The organism is Streptomyces sp. cmx-4-9 (assembly GCF_046548835.1).
In the GTDB taxonomy this organism is placed as follows: Bacteria; Actinomycetota; Actinomycetes; order Streptomycetales; family Streptomycetaceae; genus Streptomyces.
In genome coordinates this window covers 420,375-437,430 of the sequence record NZ_JAEBEE010000004.1, presented here as the reverse complement: position 1 = coordinate 437,430, position 17,056 = coordinate 420,375, and the positions used below count along the sequence as shown (strand labels likewise).

20 protein-coding genes are annotated in these 17,056 nt (G+C 73.6%); 6 read left to right on the top strand and 14 right to left on the bottom strand.

The features are described from left to right. Nucleotides 1–154: 154 nt before the first annotated feature. From ACLJTM_RS15680 to ACLJTM_RS15670, 3 genes are all read right to left on the bottom strand, one after another. Nucleotides 155–1,009 (bottom strand): class I SAM-dependent methyltransferase, encoded by an 855-nt coding sequence (locus ACLJTM_RS15680; RefSeq protein WP_411104169.1) that lies wholly within the window; start codon nt 1,007–1,009, stop codon nt 155–157. A gap of 511 nt (nt 1,010–1,520) precedes the next feature. Continuing rightward, nucleotides 1,521–1,820: a DUF4190 domain-containing protein gene (locus tag ACLJTM_RS15675; protein WP_411104168.1), complete on the bottom strand. Its 300-nt coding sequence runs from the start codon at nt 1,818–1,820 to the stop codon at nt 1,521–1,523. Beyond that, complete coding sequence (locus ACLJTM_RS15670) at nt 1,817–2,005, bottom strand: hypothetical protein (RefSeq protein ID WP_411104167.1); 189 nt, start codon at nt 2,003–2,005, stop codon at nt 1,817–1,819. Before ACLJTM_RS15670 ends, ACLJTM_RS15675 begins: the two co-directional genes overlap by 4 nt. A gap of 100 nt (nt 2,006–2,105) precedes the next feature. Here ACLJTM_RS15670 and ACLJTM_RS15665 point away from each other — a divergent pair, with 100 nt between their 5' ends. Beyond that, nucleotides 2,106–2,729: a TetR family transcriptional regulator gene (locus ACLJTM_RS15665; protein ID WP_411104166.1), complete on the top strand. Its 624-nt coding sequence runs from the start codon at nt 2,106–2,108 to the stop codon at nt 2,727–2,729. Between the two features lie 160 nt (nt 2,730–2,889). Further along, the gene (locus tag ACLJTM_RS15660) at nt 2,890–3,426 is read left to right on the top strand and encodes a DUF4383 domain-containing protein (protein WP_411104165.1); all 537 of its coding nucleotides are present in this window, start codon (nt 2,890–2,892) and stop codon (nt 3,424–3,426) included. Between the two features lie 44 nt (nt 3,427–3,470). On the opposite strand, the gene ACLJTM_RS15655 is transcribed toward ACLJTM_RS15660, so the two are convergent. Next, a complete protein-coding gene (locus ACLJTM_RS15655) occupies nt 3,471–3,998 on the bottom strand; it encodes a MarR family winged helix-turn-helix transcriptional regulator (protein ID WP_411104164.1) in 528 nt (175 codons plus the stop codon). Between the two features lie 91 nt (nt 3,999–4,089). Here ACLJTM_RS15655 and ACLJTM_RS15650 point away from each other — a divergent pair, with 91 nt between their 5' ends. Next, nucleotides 4,090–4,455, top strand: coding sequence for a carboxymuconolactone decarboxylase family protein (locus tag ACLJTM_RS15650; RefSeq protein WP_411104327.1), 366 nt, complete (start codon nt 4,090–4,092; stop codon nt 4,453–4,455). Between the two features lie 26 nt (nt 4,456–4,481). On the opposite strand, the gene ACLJTM_RS15645 is transcribed toward ACLJTM_RS15650, so the two are convergent. From ACLJTM_RS15645 to ACLJTM_RS15610, 8 genes are all read right to left on the bottom strand, one after another. Continuing rightward, nucleotides 4,482–5,141, bottom strand: coding sequence for a YciI family protein (locus ACLJTM_RS15645; RefSeq protein ID WP_411104163.1), 660 nt, complete (start codon nt 5,139–5,141; stop codon nt 4,482–4,484). Nucleotides 5,142–5,212: 71 nt separating this feature from the next. Continuing rightward, a complete protein-coding gene (locus ACLJTM_RS15640; RefSeq protein WP_411104162.1) occupies nt 5,213–5,746 on the bottom strand; it encodes a GNAT family N-acetyltransferase in 534 nt (177 codons plus the stop codon). 203 nt (nt 5,747–5,949) lie between these two features. Beyond that, nucleotides 5,950–6,465, bottom strand: coding sequence for a hypothetical protein (locus ACLJTM_RS15635; RefSeq protein ID WP_411104161.1), 516 nt, complete (start codon nt 6,463–6,465; stop codon nt 5,950–5,952). A 707-nt stretch (nt 6,466–7,172) separates the two neighbouring features. Further along, nucleotides 7,173–7,703, bottom strand: a complete 531-nt coding sequence (locus tag ACLJTM_RS15630) for a hypothetical protein (RefSeq protein WP_411104160.1) — start codon at nt 7,701–7,703, stop codon at nt 7,173–7,175. A 344-nt stretch (nt 7,704–8,047) separates the two neighbouring features. Then, nucleotides 8,048–8,551 (bottom strand): hypothetical protein, encoded by a 504-nt coding sequence (locus ACLJTM_RS15625; RefSeq protein ID WP_411104159.1) that lies wholly within the window; start codon nt 8,549–8,551, stop codon nt 8,048–8,050. A 349-nt stretch (nt 8,552–8,900) separates the two neighbouring features. Beyond that, nucleotides 8,901–9,461: a DUF3291 domain-containing protein gene (locus ACLJTM_RS15620; protein WP_411104158.1), complete on the bottom strand. Its 561-nt coding sequence runs from the start codon at nt 9,459–9,461 to the stop codon at nt 8,901–8,903. 31 nt (nt 9,462–9,492) lie between these two features. Further along, the gene (locus ACLJTM_RS15615; protein WP_411104157.1) at nt 9,493–10,263 is read right to left on the bottom strand and encodes a helix-turn-helix transcriptional regulator; all 771 of its coding nucleotides are present in this window, start codon (nt 10,261–10,263) and stop codon (nt 9,493–9,495) included. 244 nt (nt 10,264–10,507) lie between these two features. Next, nucleotides 10,508–11,968, bottom strand: a complete 1,461-nt coding sequence (locus ACLJTM_RS15610; RefSeq protein ID WP_411104156.1) for a serine/threonine-protein kinase — start codon at nt 11,966–11,968, stop codon at nt 10,508–10,510. A gap of 240 nt (nt 11,969–12,208) precedes the next feature. Here ACLJTM_RS15610 and ACLJTM_RS15605 point away from each other — a divergent pair, with 240 nt between their 5' ends. Next, nucleotides 12,209–12,949, top strand: a complete 741-nt coding sequence (locus ACLJTM_RS15605; protein WP_411104155.1) for a class I SAM-dependent methyltransferase — start codon at nt 12,209–12,211, stop codon at nt 12,947–12,949. Between the two features lie 179 nt (nt 12,950–13,128). Here ACLJTM_RS15605 and ACLJTM_RS15600 read toward each other — a convergent pair whose 3' ends face one another. Beyond that, on the bottom strand, nt 13,129–13,740 hold the full coding sequence (locus ACLJTM_RS15600; protein ID WP_411104154.1) for a dihydrofolate reductase family protein: 612 nt from the start codon (nt 13,738–13,740) through the stop codon (nt 13,129–13,131). A 302-nt stretch (nt 13,741–14,042) separates the two neighbouring features. Here ACLJTM_RS15600 and ACLJTM_RS15595 point away from each other — a divergent pair, with 302 nt between their 5' ends. Then, nucleotides 14,043–14,831 (top strand): GNAT family N-acetyltransferase, encoded by a 789-nt coding sequence (locus ACLJTM_RS15595; RefSeq protein WP_411104153.1) that lies wholly within the window; start codon nt 14,043–14,045, stop codon nt 14,829–14,831. Nucleotides 14,832–14,966: 135 nt separating this feature from the next. Beyond that, nucleotides 14,967–15,902, top strand: coding sequence for a hydroxymethylbilane synthase (hemC, locus tag ACLJTM_RS15590; RefSeq protein ID WP_411104152.1), 936 nt, complete (start codon nt 14,967–14,969; stop codon nt 15,900–15,902). Nucleotides 15,903–16,106: 204 nt separating this feature from the next. On the opposite strand, the gene ACLJTM_RS15585 is transcribed toward hemC, so the two are convergent. Beyond that, entirely contained in the window at nt 16,107–17,000 is an 894-nt protein-coding gene (locus tag ACLJTM_RS15585; RefSeq protein WP_411104151.1) for an esterase/lipase family protein, read from the bottom strand. Nucleotides 17,001–17,056 lie beyond the last annotated feature (56 nt).

The window sequence follows — 17,056 nt, the reverse complement described above, 5'->3', positions numbered from 1 at the left end:
GCAGCCGCGCCCGGAAGGGACCCCCGTCCGGCAGCGGCCCGGAACGCCGGGGCGACTACCGGGGCGGGCGGATGCGGGCCGCGGGACCCTTCCGCGCAGATGCCCGGTGGATGCCCGGTGGACGCCCGGTGGACGTCCGGCGAGCCTCCTGCGGTCACGGTCGGCGGGCGGTGACCAGGTAGTAGTCCAGGATCTGCTGCTGCCAGGCGGCCAGGAAGTTCCGGGGCCAGGTGCCCGGTTCCCACAGACGGGCCAGCCAGCGGTCCCAGCCCGGCCAGACCTGCGGACCGATCGAAGCCGCCCGCACGTCGGCGAAACCGGCCTCCCCCAGGGCCTCGGTGAGGTGGGAGACGGGCCGGGCGATGTCCAGGCCGCTGGCGTACGAGTCGAGGAGACCCGCGAGGCGCTCGGCGGGGGCCTCGGCTCCCTCGACGGTGAAGAAGCTGGCGACGGCCAGCCGGCCGCCGGGGCGCAGGACCCTCGCCGCCTCCCGCGCGAAGGCGGGCAGGTCCGGGAAGTGCTGGGCGGCCTCGACGCTGTACAGGCAGTCGAACTCCCCGTCGCCCGAGGGCAGGCCCTCCGCTGCGCCCCGGGTGAAGCTGAGCCGGTCCGGCCGGGCCGCGAGCAGGGCCGCGTTGGCCTGGCACGCCCGTTGGATCTGCTGCGGGTGGACGTCGACCCCCGTCACCTGCGCCGGCCCGTACTCCTCCAGCGCGAGCGCGCACCCGAGGCCGAGGCCGCAGCCGACCTCCACGGCCCGGCCGCCCCGCGGGTCCGCGGCGTCCAGGACATGCCGGTAGAGGTCCTGTTCACTGCGGATCCGGTCGTCCTGCGACAGTGGCCGTCCGAGGTCGACGGACTCCCAGTAGCCGAAGTTGATGAACCCTCCGGCGAACACCGGCACGGCGCTGAGGTCCGCCGGCCCGTACGTCTCCCAGACCGCGGGCCGCACGCCCGGATCGGGCAGCTCCGCAGGCTCTCCGGGCCTCCCGGACTCGTCCTTCAACACCCCACCGCCTCCGTGTCCCCACCTGCGTGTCCTCAAGCCCGCAAGCCTGCACGTGCTCGGGCCTGCGCGTGCTCGGGCCTGCGTGTGCTCGGGCCTGCGCGCCGGCCTGACGTTGTGCCGCCGTGCCGCCGTGCCGTCGGGGACGGCCGGGCAGCACGACCTCAGTGTGGCCCGTGGGCGGCCGTCACGACAGGGCGCCCTGCCGGATCGGGTACTCCGTGCAGCCGCGCGCGTCACCGCCGAAGAGGATCACCGGTTCGGGGGCGTTGTACGGGCCCTCGGCGCGCAGGCGCTCCGAGACGGGAGGTCGGGATGGGCCGGGAAGCGGTCCGGAAGAGGCCGGAACTGGGCCGCCGGAGGCGAGCAGGCCCGCGGTGCCCTGTCGGCCGCCGGGGTCGAGGCTCGGAACCGTGGGCTCGGGGTCGAGGGCTCGGGGTTGGGGGCTCAGGATTGAGGCTTCGGCCGTGGGCTCGGGGTTGAGGGCTCGGGGTTGAGGGCTTCGGCCGACGGCTCAGGTCAGACTCCACGACCAGGTGTTGTCGGCGGTGACGAGCCAGGCGAGGACCACGAGGTCGGCCACGCCCAGGGCGATGCCGAGGCGGGCCCGCCCGGGCCGGGTCGTGCGCCGCCCCAGCGCGAGGGAGCCGAGGACGACGGCGACCGGGCCCAGTACGAGGTTCAGCACGAGGAGTCCGACCAGTCCGAGGACGAACGCGGTGACGGCCATCGCGTCGGGATCGAGGTAACGGGGGCCGGTACGGGCGCGGGTGCGGTCGGCGGCCGGAGCTTGGGGGGCGGTTCGCTGCGTCATCGCAGACCTCCCTGACGGTGGCCGGCGCGTCCGGCGCGGTGGCCGAAAAGCCGCTCGCGCGCGGCGAACAGGGCGAGCCAGAGGGCGATCACGAGGCCGCCGACCACGCTGACCGGCACCGGCACGTGGGCGACGGCGCCGAGGACGACGCCGAGGACGAGCAGTGCACCTACGAGGAAGAGCACGGGAGTTCCTCCCACTTTCAGGTAACAGTTGTACACCGACTACCCGGTCCAATTCGATGCATGCTGGCGGTCGTTGACCGTGGCCGGTTGACTGCGGTCCATGAGTCCGAACACCGGGGTCCGCGAGGCCCGGCGCCGCCGCACCCGGCGCGCCCTCCTCGATGCCGCCTTGGCCCAGCTGGAGGATCAGAGCCTCGGCAGCCTCGGGCTGCGGGAGGTGGCCCGGCATGCCGGCGTCGCCCCCACCGCCTTCTACCGGCACTTCCGCGGGATGGACGAGCTGGGGACGGCGCTCGTCGAGGAAGCCCTGGCCAGCCTGCACACGACCGTACGGGCCGTCCTCGCCTCGACCGGCGACTCCGGGCGGCGCGCCGAGGCCGCGGTATCGCTGGTCGCCGAGCTCGTCCGCAGCAGGCCGGCGCACGTCCGCTTCCTGGTGCGGGAACGGCACGGTGGGGTCGCAGCGGTGCGCGGGGCGATCGACGGTCAACTCGACGCGTTTGCTGCGGAGATCGGCGCCGCTCTCGCCGCAGAGCCGCACGGTGCGGACTGGGCCGCTGCCGATGTGGCGATGCTGTCCCGGCTGCTCGTGGACCACATGTTCATGACGGCTTCCGCCTGTCTCGCCGCCTCCCTGCGCGGCGAGGACTGGTCCCCCGTCCTGGCGACGGCCCGTGCCCAGCTACGCCTGATCCACCTCGGCCGCGAGCACTGGCCGGGCTGACCACCCGGACATGGGTCGGGGTCCGGCTTCCATGCGGTCGCAGCCGCACGCATACTGTGACGATATCGGCCAAATCGCTGCACAAACGTCGCGAGATGTGGCGGTGCCCGGGCGGTTCCATGCTGGAAGCTCCTGGTCGCACACCGCAAGGAGCGATGTCATGGACCTGCGTGAAGAACTGCCGGTGGACCACCGGCTGAACACGGTGTACCGCGTCGGCGCCGCGCTCTGCGGCCTGATCCTGCTGGTCTTCGGCTGCCTCGGGTTCGCCGACCAGCTGTCCTTCTTCAGTACGGAGGGCACCAAGGTCGCCGGCATGTCCAGCAACGGCCTGCTGAGCCTGATCTCCGTCGTCTTCGGCCTGCTGCTGATCGGAGCGGCGATCGTGGGCGGCAATACGGCGTCGACCGTGAACATGGCCGTCGGCGTGACCTTCCTCGTGAGCGGGTTCGTCCACCTCTTCCTGGTGGGGAAGGACGCGAACCTGCTGGACTTCAGCATGTCCAACGTCATCTTCAGCTTCATCGTGGGCCTGCTGCTGATGACCTTCGGCATGTACGGGCGGGTCACCGGCGGGCTCCCGCACGACAACCCGTACTGGCAGCAGCGGCACCCCGGGCGCGCCACGCGGGAGTCCGGTGCGGGCCCGCGGCCCGGAGCGGGCGCCCTGACCGCCCGCAACGCCGGCCCGCGGTAACGCGGCGGGCCGGCGCAGACGCCCTCAGACGCCCTCAGACGCCCTCAGATGCCGCCGAGCCAGCTGGTCGCGTCCAGCCGGAAGGCGGTGTCCGCAGGGACGATGCCGCGCAAGTCCCCTTCGATGTCCCGGACGCGCTGCGCACCGAGCGCGGCCACCCACTCCGCTCGCAGCTCGCCGAAGACGGCCGCCGAGCGGATCAGGGCGCCGCGGCCGCGCCCGGTGAGCCGTACGAGTTTGCGGCGCGCGTCCTGGGCGTCGTCGGTGCGTTCGGCGTAGCCGAGGGCCGTGAGGCGGTCGACGGTCTTGCCCGCGGCCTGCTTGGACACGCCCAGGCGGCGCCCGATGTCGCTGGCGGTGGAGCCGTCGGGCCCGATCGCCTGGAGGGCGAATCCGTGGGCGGGGCGCAGATCGGCGTAGCCCTCCTCGGCGAGGCGGGCGTGCAGACGGTCGATGAGGGTGCGGAAGGCGCCGAAGAGCAGCAGCGGCAGCTCGAAGCCGGGGGGGTCCGGAACCCCCTTGCCTGATTCGACAACCTGGTTTACTTTCTTCTCACCAACATGGTCAACCATGTTGTCGATTCTAGTCCCCTTTTCCCGTTTGCTTGGAGTCCCTGTGTCCGTCAGCACGCTGCCCGCCCGTACCGCCCACGCCGTCTCCCTGATGAAGGAGTCCCCGCAGACCCTGGAGGGCTTCCTCCAGCTCAGCGCGATCTTCGAGTCGACCACGCTGGACCCGCACTCCCGCGAAACCGTCATCCTGACCGTCGCGGCCCACCACCGGTGCCATCTCTGCGTCGACATGCACGAGGCGAAGTTCGCCGCCCTCGGACCGGTACCGGACCCCGAGAGGCTGGCGGCGGTCCGCCGGTTCACGCTCCAGGTCATCGCCGCCGCGGGCGCGGTGAGCGACGAGGAACTGGACGCCTTCCGCGCCCACGGCTTCACCCGGCGCAACGCACTGGAGGTCGTCCTCGGCATCGGCACGTACACCGTCTCCACCTTCGCCAACCGATTGAACCGCGCCTGACCGCTCAACCGGCCGGGCGGCGGCGCTCACGACGGGCGGCCGCCGAACTGCCAGGGGTGAACCTCGACTTCCGCGTATGCGTACGGGGCCAGGACCGCGCGCGCGGCGGCCGGATCGGCCGCCCGGAGCAGCGCGGCCGTACCCAGCCAGGTGGCACCGTCGTCGGAGAGCAGGGGGCCGTAGGCAATCAGCTCGTCCCGGTCGAACGACGCCGCGGGGTCGAGGCCCTGGTCGAGGGCGGAGCCCTGACCCGGGGCCGGGCCCTGGTCGGGGGCCGGGCCTTGGTCGGGGGCCGGGCCTTGGTCGGGGGATGAGGCGTGGTCGGGGGATGAGGCGTGGTCGGGGCCGAGGCCGAGCACCAGGTACCGGTTGCCTCCGGAGCGGCCGCCGGGGAAGTCCCACATCGTGCGCCCCAGCAGGTTGTGCCATCGGCGCAGCAGGACGTCCCGGTACATGCCGGCCTGGTAGCCCGGTTCGTCGAAGGCGAAGGCGCGGGCTGCGGCGGGATCGGCCAGGTCGACGAGGTGGACGCTCCCCGTGGGCGCTTCGCCGTCGGCGGTGAGCGTCGGGCCGCGGGCGATCATCTCCGCTGCGAACCCGTCCATGTAGGACCAGTGCTGTTCCAGCAGTTGGTGGCGAAGGGTCAGGGAGCCGCGCCGGTCCCGGTGGTAGCAGAGGAATTCCATGTGCGCAGTCTGGACGGGTACCCCTCCGCTGTACACCGCCGGGGCCCGGCCCGGCCCCGCCGACGGGGCCGCTAGGAAGGGGACCGGCCGGGCAGCGTCCTCTCCCAGAACACTTCGTCGCGCCAGGCGCCCTCGGCATGGAAGTGGTCGTGCGCGATGCCCCAGGCACGGAATCCGTGCTTGCGGAGGACCGCCTGGGAGGCGAGGTTCTCCACCTGGGTGTGCGCTTCCAGGCGGTGCAGGCCCAGTTCCTCCTCGGCGATCCGCACCGCGAGGCCCACGGCGCGGCTCGTGTGCCCGAGTCCCTGGTGGCGGGAGGACACCCAGTAGCCCAGGAACCCCTTCTGGAAGGGACCGCGCAGGATCGAGCTGATGGCGACCTGCCCGATCACGGTGTCGCCGGACAGCACGACTCCGGGCCACGCGAGCCCCTCGGCGTGGGAGGCCAGGAGGGCGGAGATGGCGGTGGCCTGCCCGGCGGGCGTGTAGAACTCCGGGGGCCTCGCGGGCAGCCAGCGCGCGTACGCCTGCCGGTCCCGCGCGAGCAGGCCGGCGAGTGCGGGACCGTCGGAGGGCTCGATCAGGCGGATCGACGTGGAGTTCACGGGGTTCTGCTGTCCTGTCCACTACGGCCACTACGGCCACTACGGCAACCACGGCAACCGGCCGGCCGCTTCGACCGGGCCCTTGCCGTGAGCGTAGGGGGGAAGCCCCTCCCGCGGGGACGCCTGTACGCATCGTCTGATCAGGTGTGAGTCCCCCGGGTTGGGGAGGCCCGCCCACACCCGGCCGTACCGGGTCTCTGCTGTCAGTGTCCCGGCGTCTTGCCGCCGGCGGGCGCGGGCGGGCGCGGGAGCGGGGTGCCGCACTGGCTGCAGTACTGGGCGTCGACCTCGATCGCGTGCCGTCGGCACTGCCCGCAGACCAGGTGCACCTCGCACTCCGGCAGCCGCCCCGACCGCGGTTTCCTCCCGATGCTCATCCCGGCCCGCCGGCGGTGCGCGGTGAGGAAGGCCAGCCCCTCCGGGCCGGCCAGGATGGCCCGGGTCGCGTCGCGCGGCAGGAGCATGAGGACGCCGGGTGCGACGTCCCGCTGGGCGCCGTTGAGGGTGAGGGAGCCGGACCCCGCGACGACGACGAGCAGGACGTCGACCTCGGCCTCCGTGTGGGCGGCAACTCCGGCGCCGGGCAGCAGGCGTACCAGGTTGGCGTCGAGCTGTCTGTTCGCTTGACGCAGCCGCCACAGCGCCCCGCCCTGGTCGTCCGCAGCGGCCGCGACCAGCCCGGTGATGCTGACCCCCTCGACTTTAGGCTTCGTCACCATCTGCCCCTCTCCCCGTGTTCCGCCGATGCGCCGGCCCTCGTATGATCCCGCATCCGGGACGTGCGCCGTCCCCACGCCGTCCGCACGCCGCCCGGACGGGTCCGGGACGGGTCCGGGGCGGCATGCGGGAACGGGCGAGGGCGCGGCTCGTCCGGTCAGCGGATCCGGCCGCGGTGCAGTTCCGGACGCTTCCCCGGGAAGCGGGCGCGGAAGCCCCGGTCGTGCGAGACCACGTGCCCCGGGCCGGCAGCTGCCGGGCGCGGTCCTCCAGGAGTCGACCGCGACGCCGCGCGTACGGTGCCGGCAGGGGGCGCGGCAGTTCCAGCGCGTGCGTGCAGGGGGCTTCTCTGCAGAGCTGGAGGGTCTACGGGCGGAAGATACGGCGAAGGCGGCCGTGCCCGGGCTCAGAGGAACAATGCCCGGGCTCAGAGGAACAAGGGGAAAGCCATGTGTCCGGGCCAAGCGGACGGTGCGTTTCGCCTCCGGCCGTTATCCGCGTTTCCAGAACGTGCAGGCGCTGCGGGTGTCGGGGGCGTTCCGGGTGGGGCTGGGGCAGGGGGCGGGCTCCACCGTGGCCGGGGTGCCCCGTTCCCAGCGCGCGGGTTCCCGACCGCCGCTCTGCTCGCCCTGCAGGTACAGCGTGGCTGCGCCTGCGGCCAGCACGACGGCGGCCCACGCCAGCACCCACCGGCGCCGGACGGGCCCCCTCACCGGCCGTCCCTCTCGGGTCCGACAACGCGAGTCGCGTCCGCGGCGGGAGTCCCGTCCGCAGCGGGAGTCCCGTCTGCTGCCGGTCGGCCTGCCAGAGCGGCTGCACCACCGGTCACGACGGCTGCCAGTGCGAGGGCGAGAGCGGCCGGGTTGACGTATCCGGGCACTGCTTCGGCCGAGTACGATCCGCCGTCCTTCGTCTCGCAGACGAAGCGGAGGGGCAGATAGTCCACCGAGTAGTCGACGACGTGCTGGGCGCGCTCCTCTCGGCCCGGAACCCGGCAGGGGCGGAGCGGGGACGCATCGGTGCCGCCGTCTTCGGCCTCCAGGACGGCGACGGCAATGAACAGCAGGCCGCACGCGTACAGCGCGGTGGCAGCGGCCCCCGAGAAGGCGGCGGCGCTGCTTAGCCACGCCGGGTGGGCGCCGCGCCGGAGGCCGTCCCTGAGGAGCACGCCGAGACCGCGGCCGGCGAGAGCCAGGGGGAGGACCAGGAAGACCGGGATGAGGAGCAGCAGGAACAGCATCCGATGACCCCATCAGGACCTGTTCCCGGCGCCTATGACGGAGCCCACAGTTCCGGCAACAGGGCCGTCACGGCGCCACGATGCCGTCGCCGCCGCCGTCGCAGCGGTGTCGACACCGGGCGGCGGCTGCCGGGCGGGCTCGCGCCGGTTGCCGGGCGGGGGGCGGTCGTCGAGCTTGCGGCTTCCCGCTTACGGCTGTTGATGACGTGCGCGGTCGCCCTGCCCCGCCGCCCGTCCTCATGCGGGTCGCGGGGGCGCTCGCGTGTCCGCGGCTCCGGCCCCTGTCCCGGCAGGACGGCGTACGAGACAGGGTCGGCGGACAGCCGAGGGCCGGGTCGGGGGTGTCAGAAGCCCGGCTGGTCGGCCGCCGGGCAGAGCGGCCCGTCCCGGAGCGCGAGGAGCGAGAGGTACTCGTCGCCCGGAGTGTCGCGGTGCACGATCTGGAGGATCCACTCCCCCTTGGTCAGCCCCGAGATACGTTCCGCGCCCTTGGGGCGCCACGTACCCGCCTTCCAGCCACGGGTGACCAGGGCGGCGGCCACGGCGTCGACGGCCGCATCCGTGGCGGGAGTCTGCGTGGTCCAGTCGGCCAGGCACCAGCCTCCCGCCGTACGTTGGGCACGCAGATGCTCCGAGTCGAACGGGGGTGCGCCCTCCAGGTCCGTCGAAGCGACGGCCGCCGCCATCTCGGCCAGGACCACCGCGCGCGCCGCCTCCCGCTCGGCCTCTTCGCCTTTCGGGCCGCCGGACGCCCTCGCGGCGGAGGACGCCTGTCCGGCGGGGGCGTCCGCGTCGCAGGCCGTGGCCGTGGTCGCGAGCACGGCCGCTGTCAGGGCCGCGGCGGCCATTCGGTTCCACGCGCGCATCCGGACCCCGCCCTTGTCGCTCCTCGGCCCGGGGTATCCCGCCGCCTTGGCTGGAGACTGCCACAGCCCCTCGCACCTCCGGGCACCGGGTCCTGGCCGGGAGGCGGCAGGACGCCGTGCCGGGGGCCATGACAGCCAGATCGTCGGGAAGGTCCCGGATGCCGCGTCGTCTGCGGAGCACGGTGGCAGCAGCCGCCGTACCGACATCGCAGGGGCCCCGTCACCGACAAACGGCGCGGCTTCCGCTGCGCTCCCCCGGCGCCGGTACGCGGGGCTGCGGGCGTACCCGCCCGACCCGGCCGGAGATGCGGAAGCGGTCCGCCGGGGAGCTTCAGACCGCTGCCGCGCCTCCGGCCGGTGCGGGCCGGGCGCCCTGCACCGCCCGTTCGGGTCGCGTCGGGGGCACGGGGTGCAGGTGCTCGGCGGCTTCGGCTGCCGTGTAGGACGAGGCGAAGGTGAAGCCGCGCGGGGACGGGCCGTGCGTCCGCAGGCCGTCGAGCCGTTCCAGGGCCTCGCCGACGGTCGGCCGGTGGCCGGCGGGGACCCACCACAGCACCATGTGCGCCTCCACGTGCCGTTCGAACCATGCGCGGCGCCGGCGCATCACCTCCAGGTGCCCGCTGCGGTAGGCGAAGTCCCAGAGGGCCTCCTGGGTCTCCCACACGGACAGGTTGACGATGACGCCCTCGCCGGCGGGGCGCAGGCCGGTGGCATCCGCCGCCCCTTCCTCAACGAGGCGCCACACGAAGCCCGGTGCTGCGTCGGCGGCGGCGTTGACGGGGTCGAGCATCTCGACGAAGGACGCCGTACGGGGGTCGTCGAGGGGGTGGCGGAGCGTGGCCACGTTCAGCTGGGCGAGGTGGGCGGCGTGCGCGGGCGGGGGTGGGGTCATGACCCCATCCCAACACGGCCCGATTTCTAAGTCAATGCTCATTGTTTTTAGATTCTTCGACCACGACGCAGCACTCTCCGGGCCGGGCGTCCATCCGCGCGCGGACGGGCCCGTCCACACCGAGCAGCCCCTCCAGGAGGGCGAGGTTCATACCGCAGACGAGCGGCGGGAAGCGTTCGGCGACCGCGTGGAAGGGGCAGTTGCGCATGCGCACGACCCGCACCGTCTGCACCCCCGCCGCCTCCCCGGGGACACTCTCGGCCGTTTCGACGCCGCTCCCGACGTCTTTGGCCTTTTCGACGCCGCGCCCGACGTCTTTGGCGGCGCCCCGGACTTCCTCCTCGACGTGCGGTTCGTAGCCACGGGCCGCGAGCACGCGCACCGCCGCGTCGAGGTCGGCGCAAGGCGCAGCCGAGCCGCGCAGGGCCTCTCCCCGGCGGCGCGCCCCCGCGCAGAGCCCAGCGTCCAGTCCGGCTTCCTCCGCGGCTTCGGCGAGCAGCTCGGCGGCGGTGCGGTAGTCGCGGGCGGGCAACGAGACGGACAGCTCGGCCGGAACCCGCCTGTACACCTTGGCGGGACGGCCCGCTCCGGGCCCCGTACGACCCGTCAGGCGGCGGCTGCCGCTCTCCAGCAGCCCCGCGTCGGTCAGCCGGTCCAGATGGTGCGCGGCGAGCGTGCGTGCCACTCCGGCCGCCTCGGCGGCCTCGTTGCGCCCGACCTCGCGGCCCTGCGCCACCACGTACTCGTACAGACGGCGCCGCACCGGGTCCTGCAGCACCGCAATCGCTTCGATGTCCTTCACCCGTCCATTCTACGAACAACACGGGTTGGAGATAGAAGGGGAGGCAGCGGGGCATCACCTCGGGCCGTACACCGTCGCCCTCGCGCTCGCCCCTGGCCTGTCTGGTGTGTAACGTGCCGCGACGTGCCCTGCCGCGACGTGCCGCGACGTGCCGCGACGTGCCGTGCCGTGCCGGAGGAGTGACGGCGTACGGGGATGCGGCGGTGCGGCGATCCCGGCGGCGACGGCTTGCTCAGCCGGCCCGTCACCGGCCCTTGTTCCCCTTGGCCTTGCCCGAGTTGCCCTTGACCTTGCCCGCATCCTCCTTGGCCTTGCCGGAGTTGCCCTTGGCCTTGCCTGAACTGCCCCGGGTCTTGGCCGTCTGCGCCGGGGTCGCCGGGCTCTCGGCGGCCGGTTGCCGGGCGTACGAGAAGGCGGGGACGACGGGGTTGGCGGGGGCCGCGGGGACGGCGGACGGGGATGGTGCCGGAGCGGACGCCGGCAGGACGGCCGCCCGATCCGGGGCTGCGGACGTCGACGGAGCGGGGACCGCGGGCTGCGGGGCCGCCGCCGCCTCGGCTTCCTTCGGGGCCGTCGGCCGGTCGCGGAAAGCGGCGGAGGGAGGTGCGTCGTGCGCCGAGGGGACGCCTCCGGCGAGGAGCGCGCAGGCCCCGGCGACGCCCGCAGCCGCGAGGCCGACTACCGCCGCGTGGCGGCGGGCCACGGGCTTCCCCGCCGCCTTCGTACGCCGTCCTGCGGACCTCGCGGCCGGGCAGGCGGCGAGGGCGGGCGGCAGCGGGGCGCGGTGTGTGGCGGTGTCCGTGCCGGCGGCGCCGGCCGGGGCGGCCGGGGCGGCGTCCCGGCGTACCGGGCGGTCCGCGGCGGCCCGGAGAGGCGGCGGCGAGGCGAGCTCCCGCAGGAGCAGATGGACGCGGTCGACGTCGGGGCGCGCCTGCGGGTCCTGGTCGGTCATGGCCCGGAGCAGCCTGCCGAGTCCGTCGGGCAGCCCGTCGGGTATCCGGGGCGGGTGCAGGAGGTGGGCGGTGCCGACCTCCACGGGCGTCCCCCGGTATTCGCGGTGTCCGGTGAGCGCTTCGAGGAGGGTCAGCCCGAGGGCGTAGACGTCGCTGGCCGTGCTGGCGCCCTGGCCGAGGAGCTGTTCGGGGGCCATGTAGGCGAGTGTGCCGACCAGGGTGTCGGCCGAGCTGTGGGACCGGTCGTCCACGGCCCTGGAGAGTCCGAAGTCGGCCAGGTACGGGGATCCGTCCTCGCCGAGCAGGACGTTCGACGGCTTCACGTCGTGGTGGATGATGCCGTGGGCGTGCACGTGGTCGAGCGCCGAGGCGATCTCGATGCCGAGCCGTGTGGCCTGGACGGTGCTGAGGGGGCCGGCATCTATCCGGGTCCGCAGGGTGACCCCGCGTATCAGTTCGGTGACCATGAAGGCGCCCTGTCCGTGGCGGCCTATGTCGTAGACGGTGACCAGGGCGCGGTGGGAGAGCCGGGCCAGGGTGCGGGCCTCGTCGCAGAATCCGTCGGCGGTGATCGTCTCCGTGCCGGCGCGGAACACCTTGACGGCGACCTCGCGTTCGAGCAGCTCGTCGGTGCCGCGGAAGACGTCCGCCGTTCCGCCGGATCCGATGGGGGCTCGGAGCCGGTAGCGACCACCCAGCAGGGTGTCGCGCTCGGGTGGTGCTCCGTACGCGGGGACGGTCCGGGCCGGCATACGGGTCCTCCTCCACTCGCGGGCAGTGGCGCCCGCCTACCCGCCGGGCGCCGTACTACGCACCGTCGGAACCGACACCGGGCGCGGACGGCGGCTTCCGTCCGATCGGAACACCAAAGGGCGCCGCCATCTTCGTGCGTTCCGCCAGTACGGCGCCCCGGCGTCGTGCGGGGAGACTTCCCGGCAGAGGCGGCGGGCTGTTCCGAGGGCCGTCGCCGAGGACACAGGGGGAACAGCACGATGAGCGGTCAGCTGTACGACGAGATCGGCGAGGCGTTCGAAGGCTTCAAAACCCTTCCTCTCGCCCGTTACGCAGAGGTGCCCGGATTCCTGGCCCTCGTCGGCGACGTGAACGGCAGGTCAGTCCTCGACCTGGCTTCCGGAACCGGCTTCTACAGCCGGGAGTTCAAGCGCCGCGGTGCCTCGCAGGTCCTCGGCGTGGACATTTCCCCGGCGATGGTCGAGGCGTCCCGGGCGCTGGAGGACAAGGACCCGCTGGGCGTGCACTACGAGGTCGGCGACGTCGCCGAACTGCGCACCTTCGAGCAGCCCTTCGACATCGCGGTCGCGGTCCAGCTGTTCAACTACGCCGAGGACGTCGCCACCATCGAGCGGATGTGCCGCGCCATCCACCGCAGCCTCGCGAAGGGCGCCGAGTTCTTCGCCTTCGGGCAGCATCCGGACTACCGCTTCGACGGACCGTCCTTGGCCAAGTACGGGTTCCTGTGCGAATCGCTCGGCGAGGAGACCGCGATCGGGCCGCGGGTGCGGATCACCGCGCTGCTCGACCCGCCGATCTCGTTCGTCGCGAACCCGCCCAGCCGCGAGGTCTACGAGAAGAGCCTGCAGGCGGCGGGGTTCAGTGAGATCACCTGGGTGCCCCTGGAGGTCTCCGCTGCCGGCGTCCGCGAGTACGGCCGGGAATTCTGGGACGACTTCACCGGGAACCCGGCGCTGACCATGCTGCGCTGCCGCGCCTGAGGCCCGGCGGCGACCGCACCGACCGGTCCGGAAGGGGGCGGGAACCCGGGGCCGCCCCGCCGCGGTCGACAGGGCGCCCCGGCCCCCTGGGCGCCGGTGGCCTGCTCCGTGTCCACGCCGAGCCGAACGGCGGAGACGGCCTGCGCGCCGCCTCAATGCGCCGCCTCTATGCGCCGGTTCTACGCGCCGGCTCCGTAGGTCCCGTACGCCGGGAGGCCCGTCGCGGCGAAGGTGTGCACCGACAGGCCCGCCGGGGTCGTCCGGTGGCCGACCAGTCGCAGGCCGGTCGGGGCGCCGCCGTCCGGGAAGAGGCGTCGGCCGGTGCCCACCACGACGGGGGCGATCACGAGCCGCAGCGTGTCGACGAGTCCGGCAGCCAGCAGGGACTGGGCCAGCCGGGCGCTGCCGTGGACCTGCAGTTCCCGGCCGGGCTGCCGTTTCAGTTCGGCCACCTGGGCGGGGACGTCGCCGGACAGGACGGTCGTCGGGTTCCAGCCTGGCGTGGTGAGGCTGTGCGAGGCCACGTACTTCGGCAGGCCGTTCATCGTCCCGGCGAAGGGGTGCTCGGGCATCGCCGGCCAGTCCCGGGCGAAGTTCTGGTAGGTGCGGCGGCCGAACAGGAACGCGTCCGCCTGGTCGAGCCAGGTGCCGGCCAGCCGCTCGAACTCCTCGTCCAGGTGCGGGACGAACCAGCCGCCGCGGGTGAACCCGTCGCTGGTGTCCTCGTCCGGGGACCCCGGCCCTTGCGAGACCCCGTCGAGCGTCAGGAACTCCTGCACCACCAGCTTCATCGCGCGCCATCGCTTTCCGGGGAGGAGGGGAGGGAGTTCGGAGTGTCGGAGCGCCGCATGCGGACGATGCGGAGTGCCGCGTGCGGACGACCGCATGCGGACGACCGGGTGCAGCGTACGGCGCCTGCGCCGCCCTCGTGCGCTGCGGCACGCCTGGGCCCTGCCCGCCTGCACGTGTGTCCGCCTATCCGCCTATCCGCCTGCCCGCCTGCACGTATGTCCGCGACCGGGTGCCGCGCCGTGTGCGGGCCTGCCGCCCGCCCCCTGACCGGTCGGGGCGGGGACCGCCGTACGCTGGTCGGGTGACCCTGCGCAGCCTTCACGACCGATCCGCCCTGGCCGACCGCCTCGGGCGGGATCCGGCGATGCACCTGATGGAACTCGGCGACCTCGACGATCTGCTGTGGCCGCACACCAGCTGGTACGCGGTGTCGGAGCACGGCCCGGTCGCCCTGCTGTACGCGGTCGGTGACGTTCCGACCCTCCTGGGCTTCTCCCGGCCCGGCGAGGCCGCCGAGCTGGAGGAACTCGCCGAGGCGCTGCTGCCCGTACTCCCCCGCCGCTTCCTCGGTCACCTGACGGGCGCGGCCGCGAAGGTGCTGGAGTCGGCGTACGCGGTTCGGCGGCACGGCACGCTGCTGCGCATGGTGCTCACCGAGCCCGGACGGGCGGCCCTGCACCCGGCCTCCCCGTGGCACCCGGCCCCGCTGGGCCGGGAGGACCTGCCGGAGCTGCTGGAGCTCTTCGCGGAGGCGTACCCGGGGAACTGGTTCGACCACCGGATGCTGGACACCGGGCAGTACGTGGGCGCCCGGCAGGACGGGCGGCTGGTGGCCGTCGCGGGCGTGCACGTCTACTCGCCCGCCTACGGGGTCGCCGCGGTCGGGAACGTCGCGACGCACCCGCGGGTGCGCGGCCGGGGCGCGGGCGGAGCCTGTGTCGCCGAGCTGTGCCGACGGCTGGGGACGGCCGTGGACCACATCGGGCTGAACGTCCGGGCGGACAACACCGCGGCCGTCGGGCTCTACCGCAGGCTCGGTTTCTCCGAGGTCACCGAGTTCACGGAGGCCACCTTCACGGCCCTCCCGTGACGCCGCAGCGCAGGGGCCACCTGGGCCCGCACCCGCCCCACGGGAGCCGATGGGCCAACTCCACCACTGTCAGGCGGAGATGGGCGTCGGGCACTGCGGTCGGGAGAGGTCCCCGCGCGGTCTATCCTGGGCGGCATGTCCGCCGCCGAGCTGATCCGCATCGTCTCCCGCAGCTCCCCCATGGCCCTGGCTCAGGTGGAGCGCGTGCGCAGGGAACTGGCCGCCGTCCACCCGGCCGTCCGTACCGAGGTCGTCCCCGTCGTGACGACCGGCGACCGGTGGATGGGTGACCTGTCCCTGGTGGAGGGCAAGGGCGCCTTCACCAAGGAGGTCGACGCCGCCCTGCTGGCGGGTGAAGCGGACCTCGCCGTCCACTGCCTCAAGGACATCCCCTGCGACCGCCCGCTGCCCGCGGGCACGATGTTCGCCGCCTTCCTGAAGCGGGACGACATCCGCGACGCGCTCGTCCATCCGGGCGGCCTCACCCTGGACGAGCTGCCGCCCGGTACCCGCATCGGCACGTCCTCCGTGCGCCGGGTCGCCCAGCTCGCAGCCGGGTACCTGCACGTGGAGTGCGTGCCCTTCCGGGGGAACGCCAACCGGCGGCTGGAGAAGCTGTACGCGGGCGAGGTGGACGCGGCCCTCCTCGCCGTGTCCGGCCTCGAACGCATCGGCCGCCGGGACGTGGTCACCGAGGTACTGCCGGTGGAGACGATGATGCCGCCCATCGGCGCGGGCATCCTCGCCCTCCAGTGCCGGGCTGACGACACCCGTGTCATCGACACCGTCAGCGCCCTGGGACACCCCGGCACCCACCGCGAGGCAACGGCCGAGCGCATGCTGCTGCACGTCCTGCAGGGGCACTGCAACAGCCCCGTCGCCGGATACGCGCGGACCGAGCGCAATGGTGACCTGTCACTGCGCGCCTGCGTGTTCACCCCGGACGGCAAAACGGCACTGCACGCCCACGAGTGGGCCGGCCGGCTCGACCCCGCCACCCTGGGGACGTCCGTGGCCGTCGCTCTGCTGCGGCAGGGCGCCCGGGAGCTCATCGACGGGATCGCGCACTGACCGTTGGCGCCCACCGGCCACACGTGCGCCGTCGCCCTGCGTACGCCGACCACACCTACGCCGATCCCCCGTGCGACGACCCCACGTGCGGCGACCCCACGTGCGCCGACCTCACGTGCGGCGGCCCCACGTGCGCCGTCCGCGCGCGGACCTGCCTCGTGCCGACCCGGCCACCGGCCGGCTCGGGCGGGGTCGGCGGGCCGCTCAGCCCGGTGAGCCCACGGCGCACACCAGGATGGGCCTGGCACGGTCCGGGTCGAGGGCGTTGCGCACGAGGTGCCAGACGTTGAGGTCGTAGGCCTCGCCGATGTGGCCCACCGGGTCGAAGGGGCAGGAGTCCTGGACCCAGATGTTGCGCACTCCAGGTTCCCGGACGAACGCGGTCTCGGCCGGGGTGACGATCTCGTCGTAGCGCGAGGTGATGATCGTGTACGAGAGGCCCGGCTGGGCCACGGGCCCGTCGTTGAGGGCGGTGACGGCCGGCCCGCCGGGGAACTCGTCGGACAGGACCGGGACTCCGAGCCGTGCGGCGATGGTGTCGAGGGTGGCCCGGCCGCCCGGAAGCAGGCGGTCGGCGAGCTTCACCAGTCCGGCGGCGTCGGTCCCGTGGGTCGGCGGGGCGATGGCCACGATCTTGTCCAGGTGGGCGGTGATGCCCTGCATCTTGGCGAGGTAGAGGGCTTGGAGTCCGCCCTCGGAGTGGCCGACGACGTCGACCTTGGCGGCGCCGGTGGCTGCGCGGACCTGCTCGACGTACTCCTTGATCTCCACGTTGGACTCGGCGACGGGCTTCAGGCCGCCGAGCAACGGGAATTCCTCGTACTCCCCGTAGGTCAGGGCGAAGGTGCACCAGCCGCGGGCGGCGAGGTCGGCCTGCAGGAAGTTGAGGTCCTCGTACCAGGTGGCGAAGGTGCCGTGGAGGAGGACGACGGGGCGGGGATGGGCCCGGTCCGGGCGGCAGGAGAAGTCGTTGATGCCACCGCTCGGGGCGGTCTGCGCCCCGGGGAGGGCCTGGGCGGGGGACCCGGGCAGCGCGGCGCCCAGCAGCAAGGCCAGGGCGAGGGCCGAACGTGCGGCCCAGCGTGGGGTGCGTGCCATGGAACTGCCTTTCGCAGGAGGGGGGTTCCAGGGCCAGACTGCGCCCGGGCGGTGTC

Excerpts from the sequence above, each read along its gene's own strand:
- ACLJTM_RS15605 (WP_411104155.1), top strand. The coding sequence starts at position 12,209 with ATGAGCGGTCAGCTGTACGACGAGATCGGCGAGGCGTTCGAAGGCTTC.
- ACLJTM_RS15630 (WP_411104160.1), bottom strand. The coding sequence starts at position 7,703 with ATGCTGTTCCTGCTGCTCCTCATCCCGGTCTTCCTGGTCCTCCCCCTG.
- ACLJTM_RS15600 (WP_411104154.1), bottom strand. The coding sequence starts at position 13,740 with ATGAAGCTGGTGGTGCAGGAGTTCCTGACGCTCGACGGGGTCTCGCAA.
- ACLJTM_RS15635 (WP_411104161.1), bottom strand. The coding sequence starts at position 6,465 with ATGGTGACGAAGCCTAAAGTCGAGGGGGTCAGCATCACCGGGCTGGTC.
- ACLJTM_RS15625 (WP_411104159.1), bottom strand. The coding sequence starts at position 8,551 with ATGGCCGCCGCGGCCCTGACAGCGGCCGTGCTCGCGACCACGGCCACG.
- ACLJTM_RS15660 (WP_411104165.1), top strand. The coding sequence starts at position 2,890 with ATGGACCTGCGTGAAGAACTGCCGGTGGACCACCGGCTGAACACGGTG.
- ACLJTM_RS15620 (WP_411104158.1), bottom strand. The coding sequence starts at position 9,461 with ATGACCCCACCCCCGCCCGCGCACGCCGCCCACCTCGCCCAGCTGAAC.
- ACLJTM_RS15585 (WP_411104151.1), bottom strand. The coding sequence starts at position 17,000 with ATGGCACGCACCCCACGCTGGGCCGCACGTTCGGCCCTCGCCCTGGCC.
- ACLJTM_RS15645 (WP_411104163.1), bottom strand. The coding sequence starts at position 5,141 with ATGGAATTCCTCTGCTACCACCGGGACCGGCGCGGCTCCCTGACCCTT.
- ACLJTM_RS15655 (WP_411104164.1), bottom strand. The coding sequence starts at position 3,998 with ATGGTTGACCATGTTGGTGAGAAGAAAGTAAACCAGGTTGTCGAATCA.
- ACLJTM_RS15665 (WP_411104166.1), top strand. The coding sequence starts at position 2,106 with ATGAGTCCGAACACCGGGGTCCGCGAGGCCCGGCGCCGCCGCACCCGG.
- ACLJTM_RS15675 (WP_411104168.1), bottom strand. The coding sequence starts at position 1,820 with ATGACGCAGCGAACCGCCCCCCAAGCTCCGGCCGCCGACCGCACCCGC.
- hemC (WP_411104152.1), top strand. The coding sequence starts at position 14,967 with ATGTCCGCCGCCGAGCTGATCCGCATCGTCTCCCGCAGCTCCCCCATG.
- ACLJTM_RS15650 (WP_411104327.1), top strand. The coding sequence starts at position 4,090 with ATGAAGGAGTCCCCGCAGACCCTGGAGGGCTTCCTCCAGCTCAGCGCG.
- ACLJTM_RS15610 (WP_411104156.1), bottom strand. The coding sequence starts at position 11,968 with ATGCCGGCCCGGACCGTCCCCGCGTACGGAGCACCACCCGAGCGCGAC.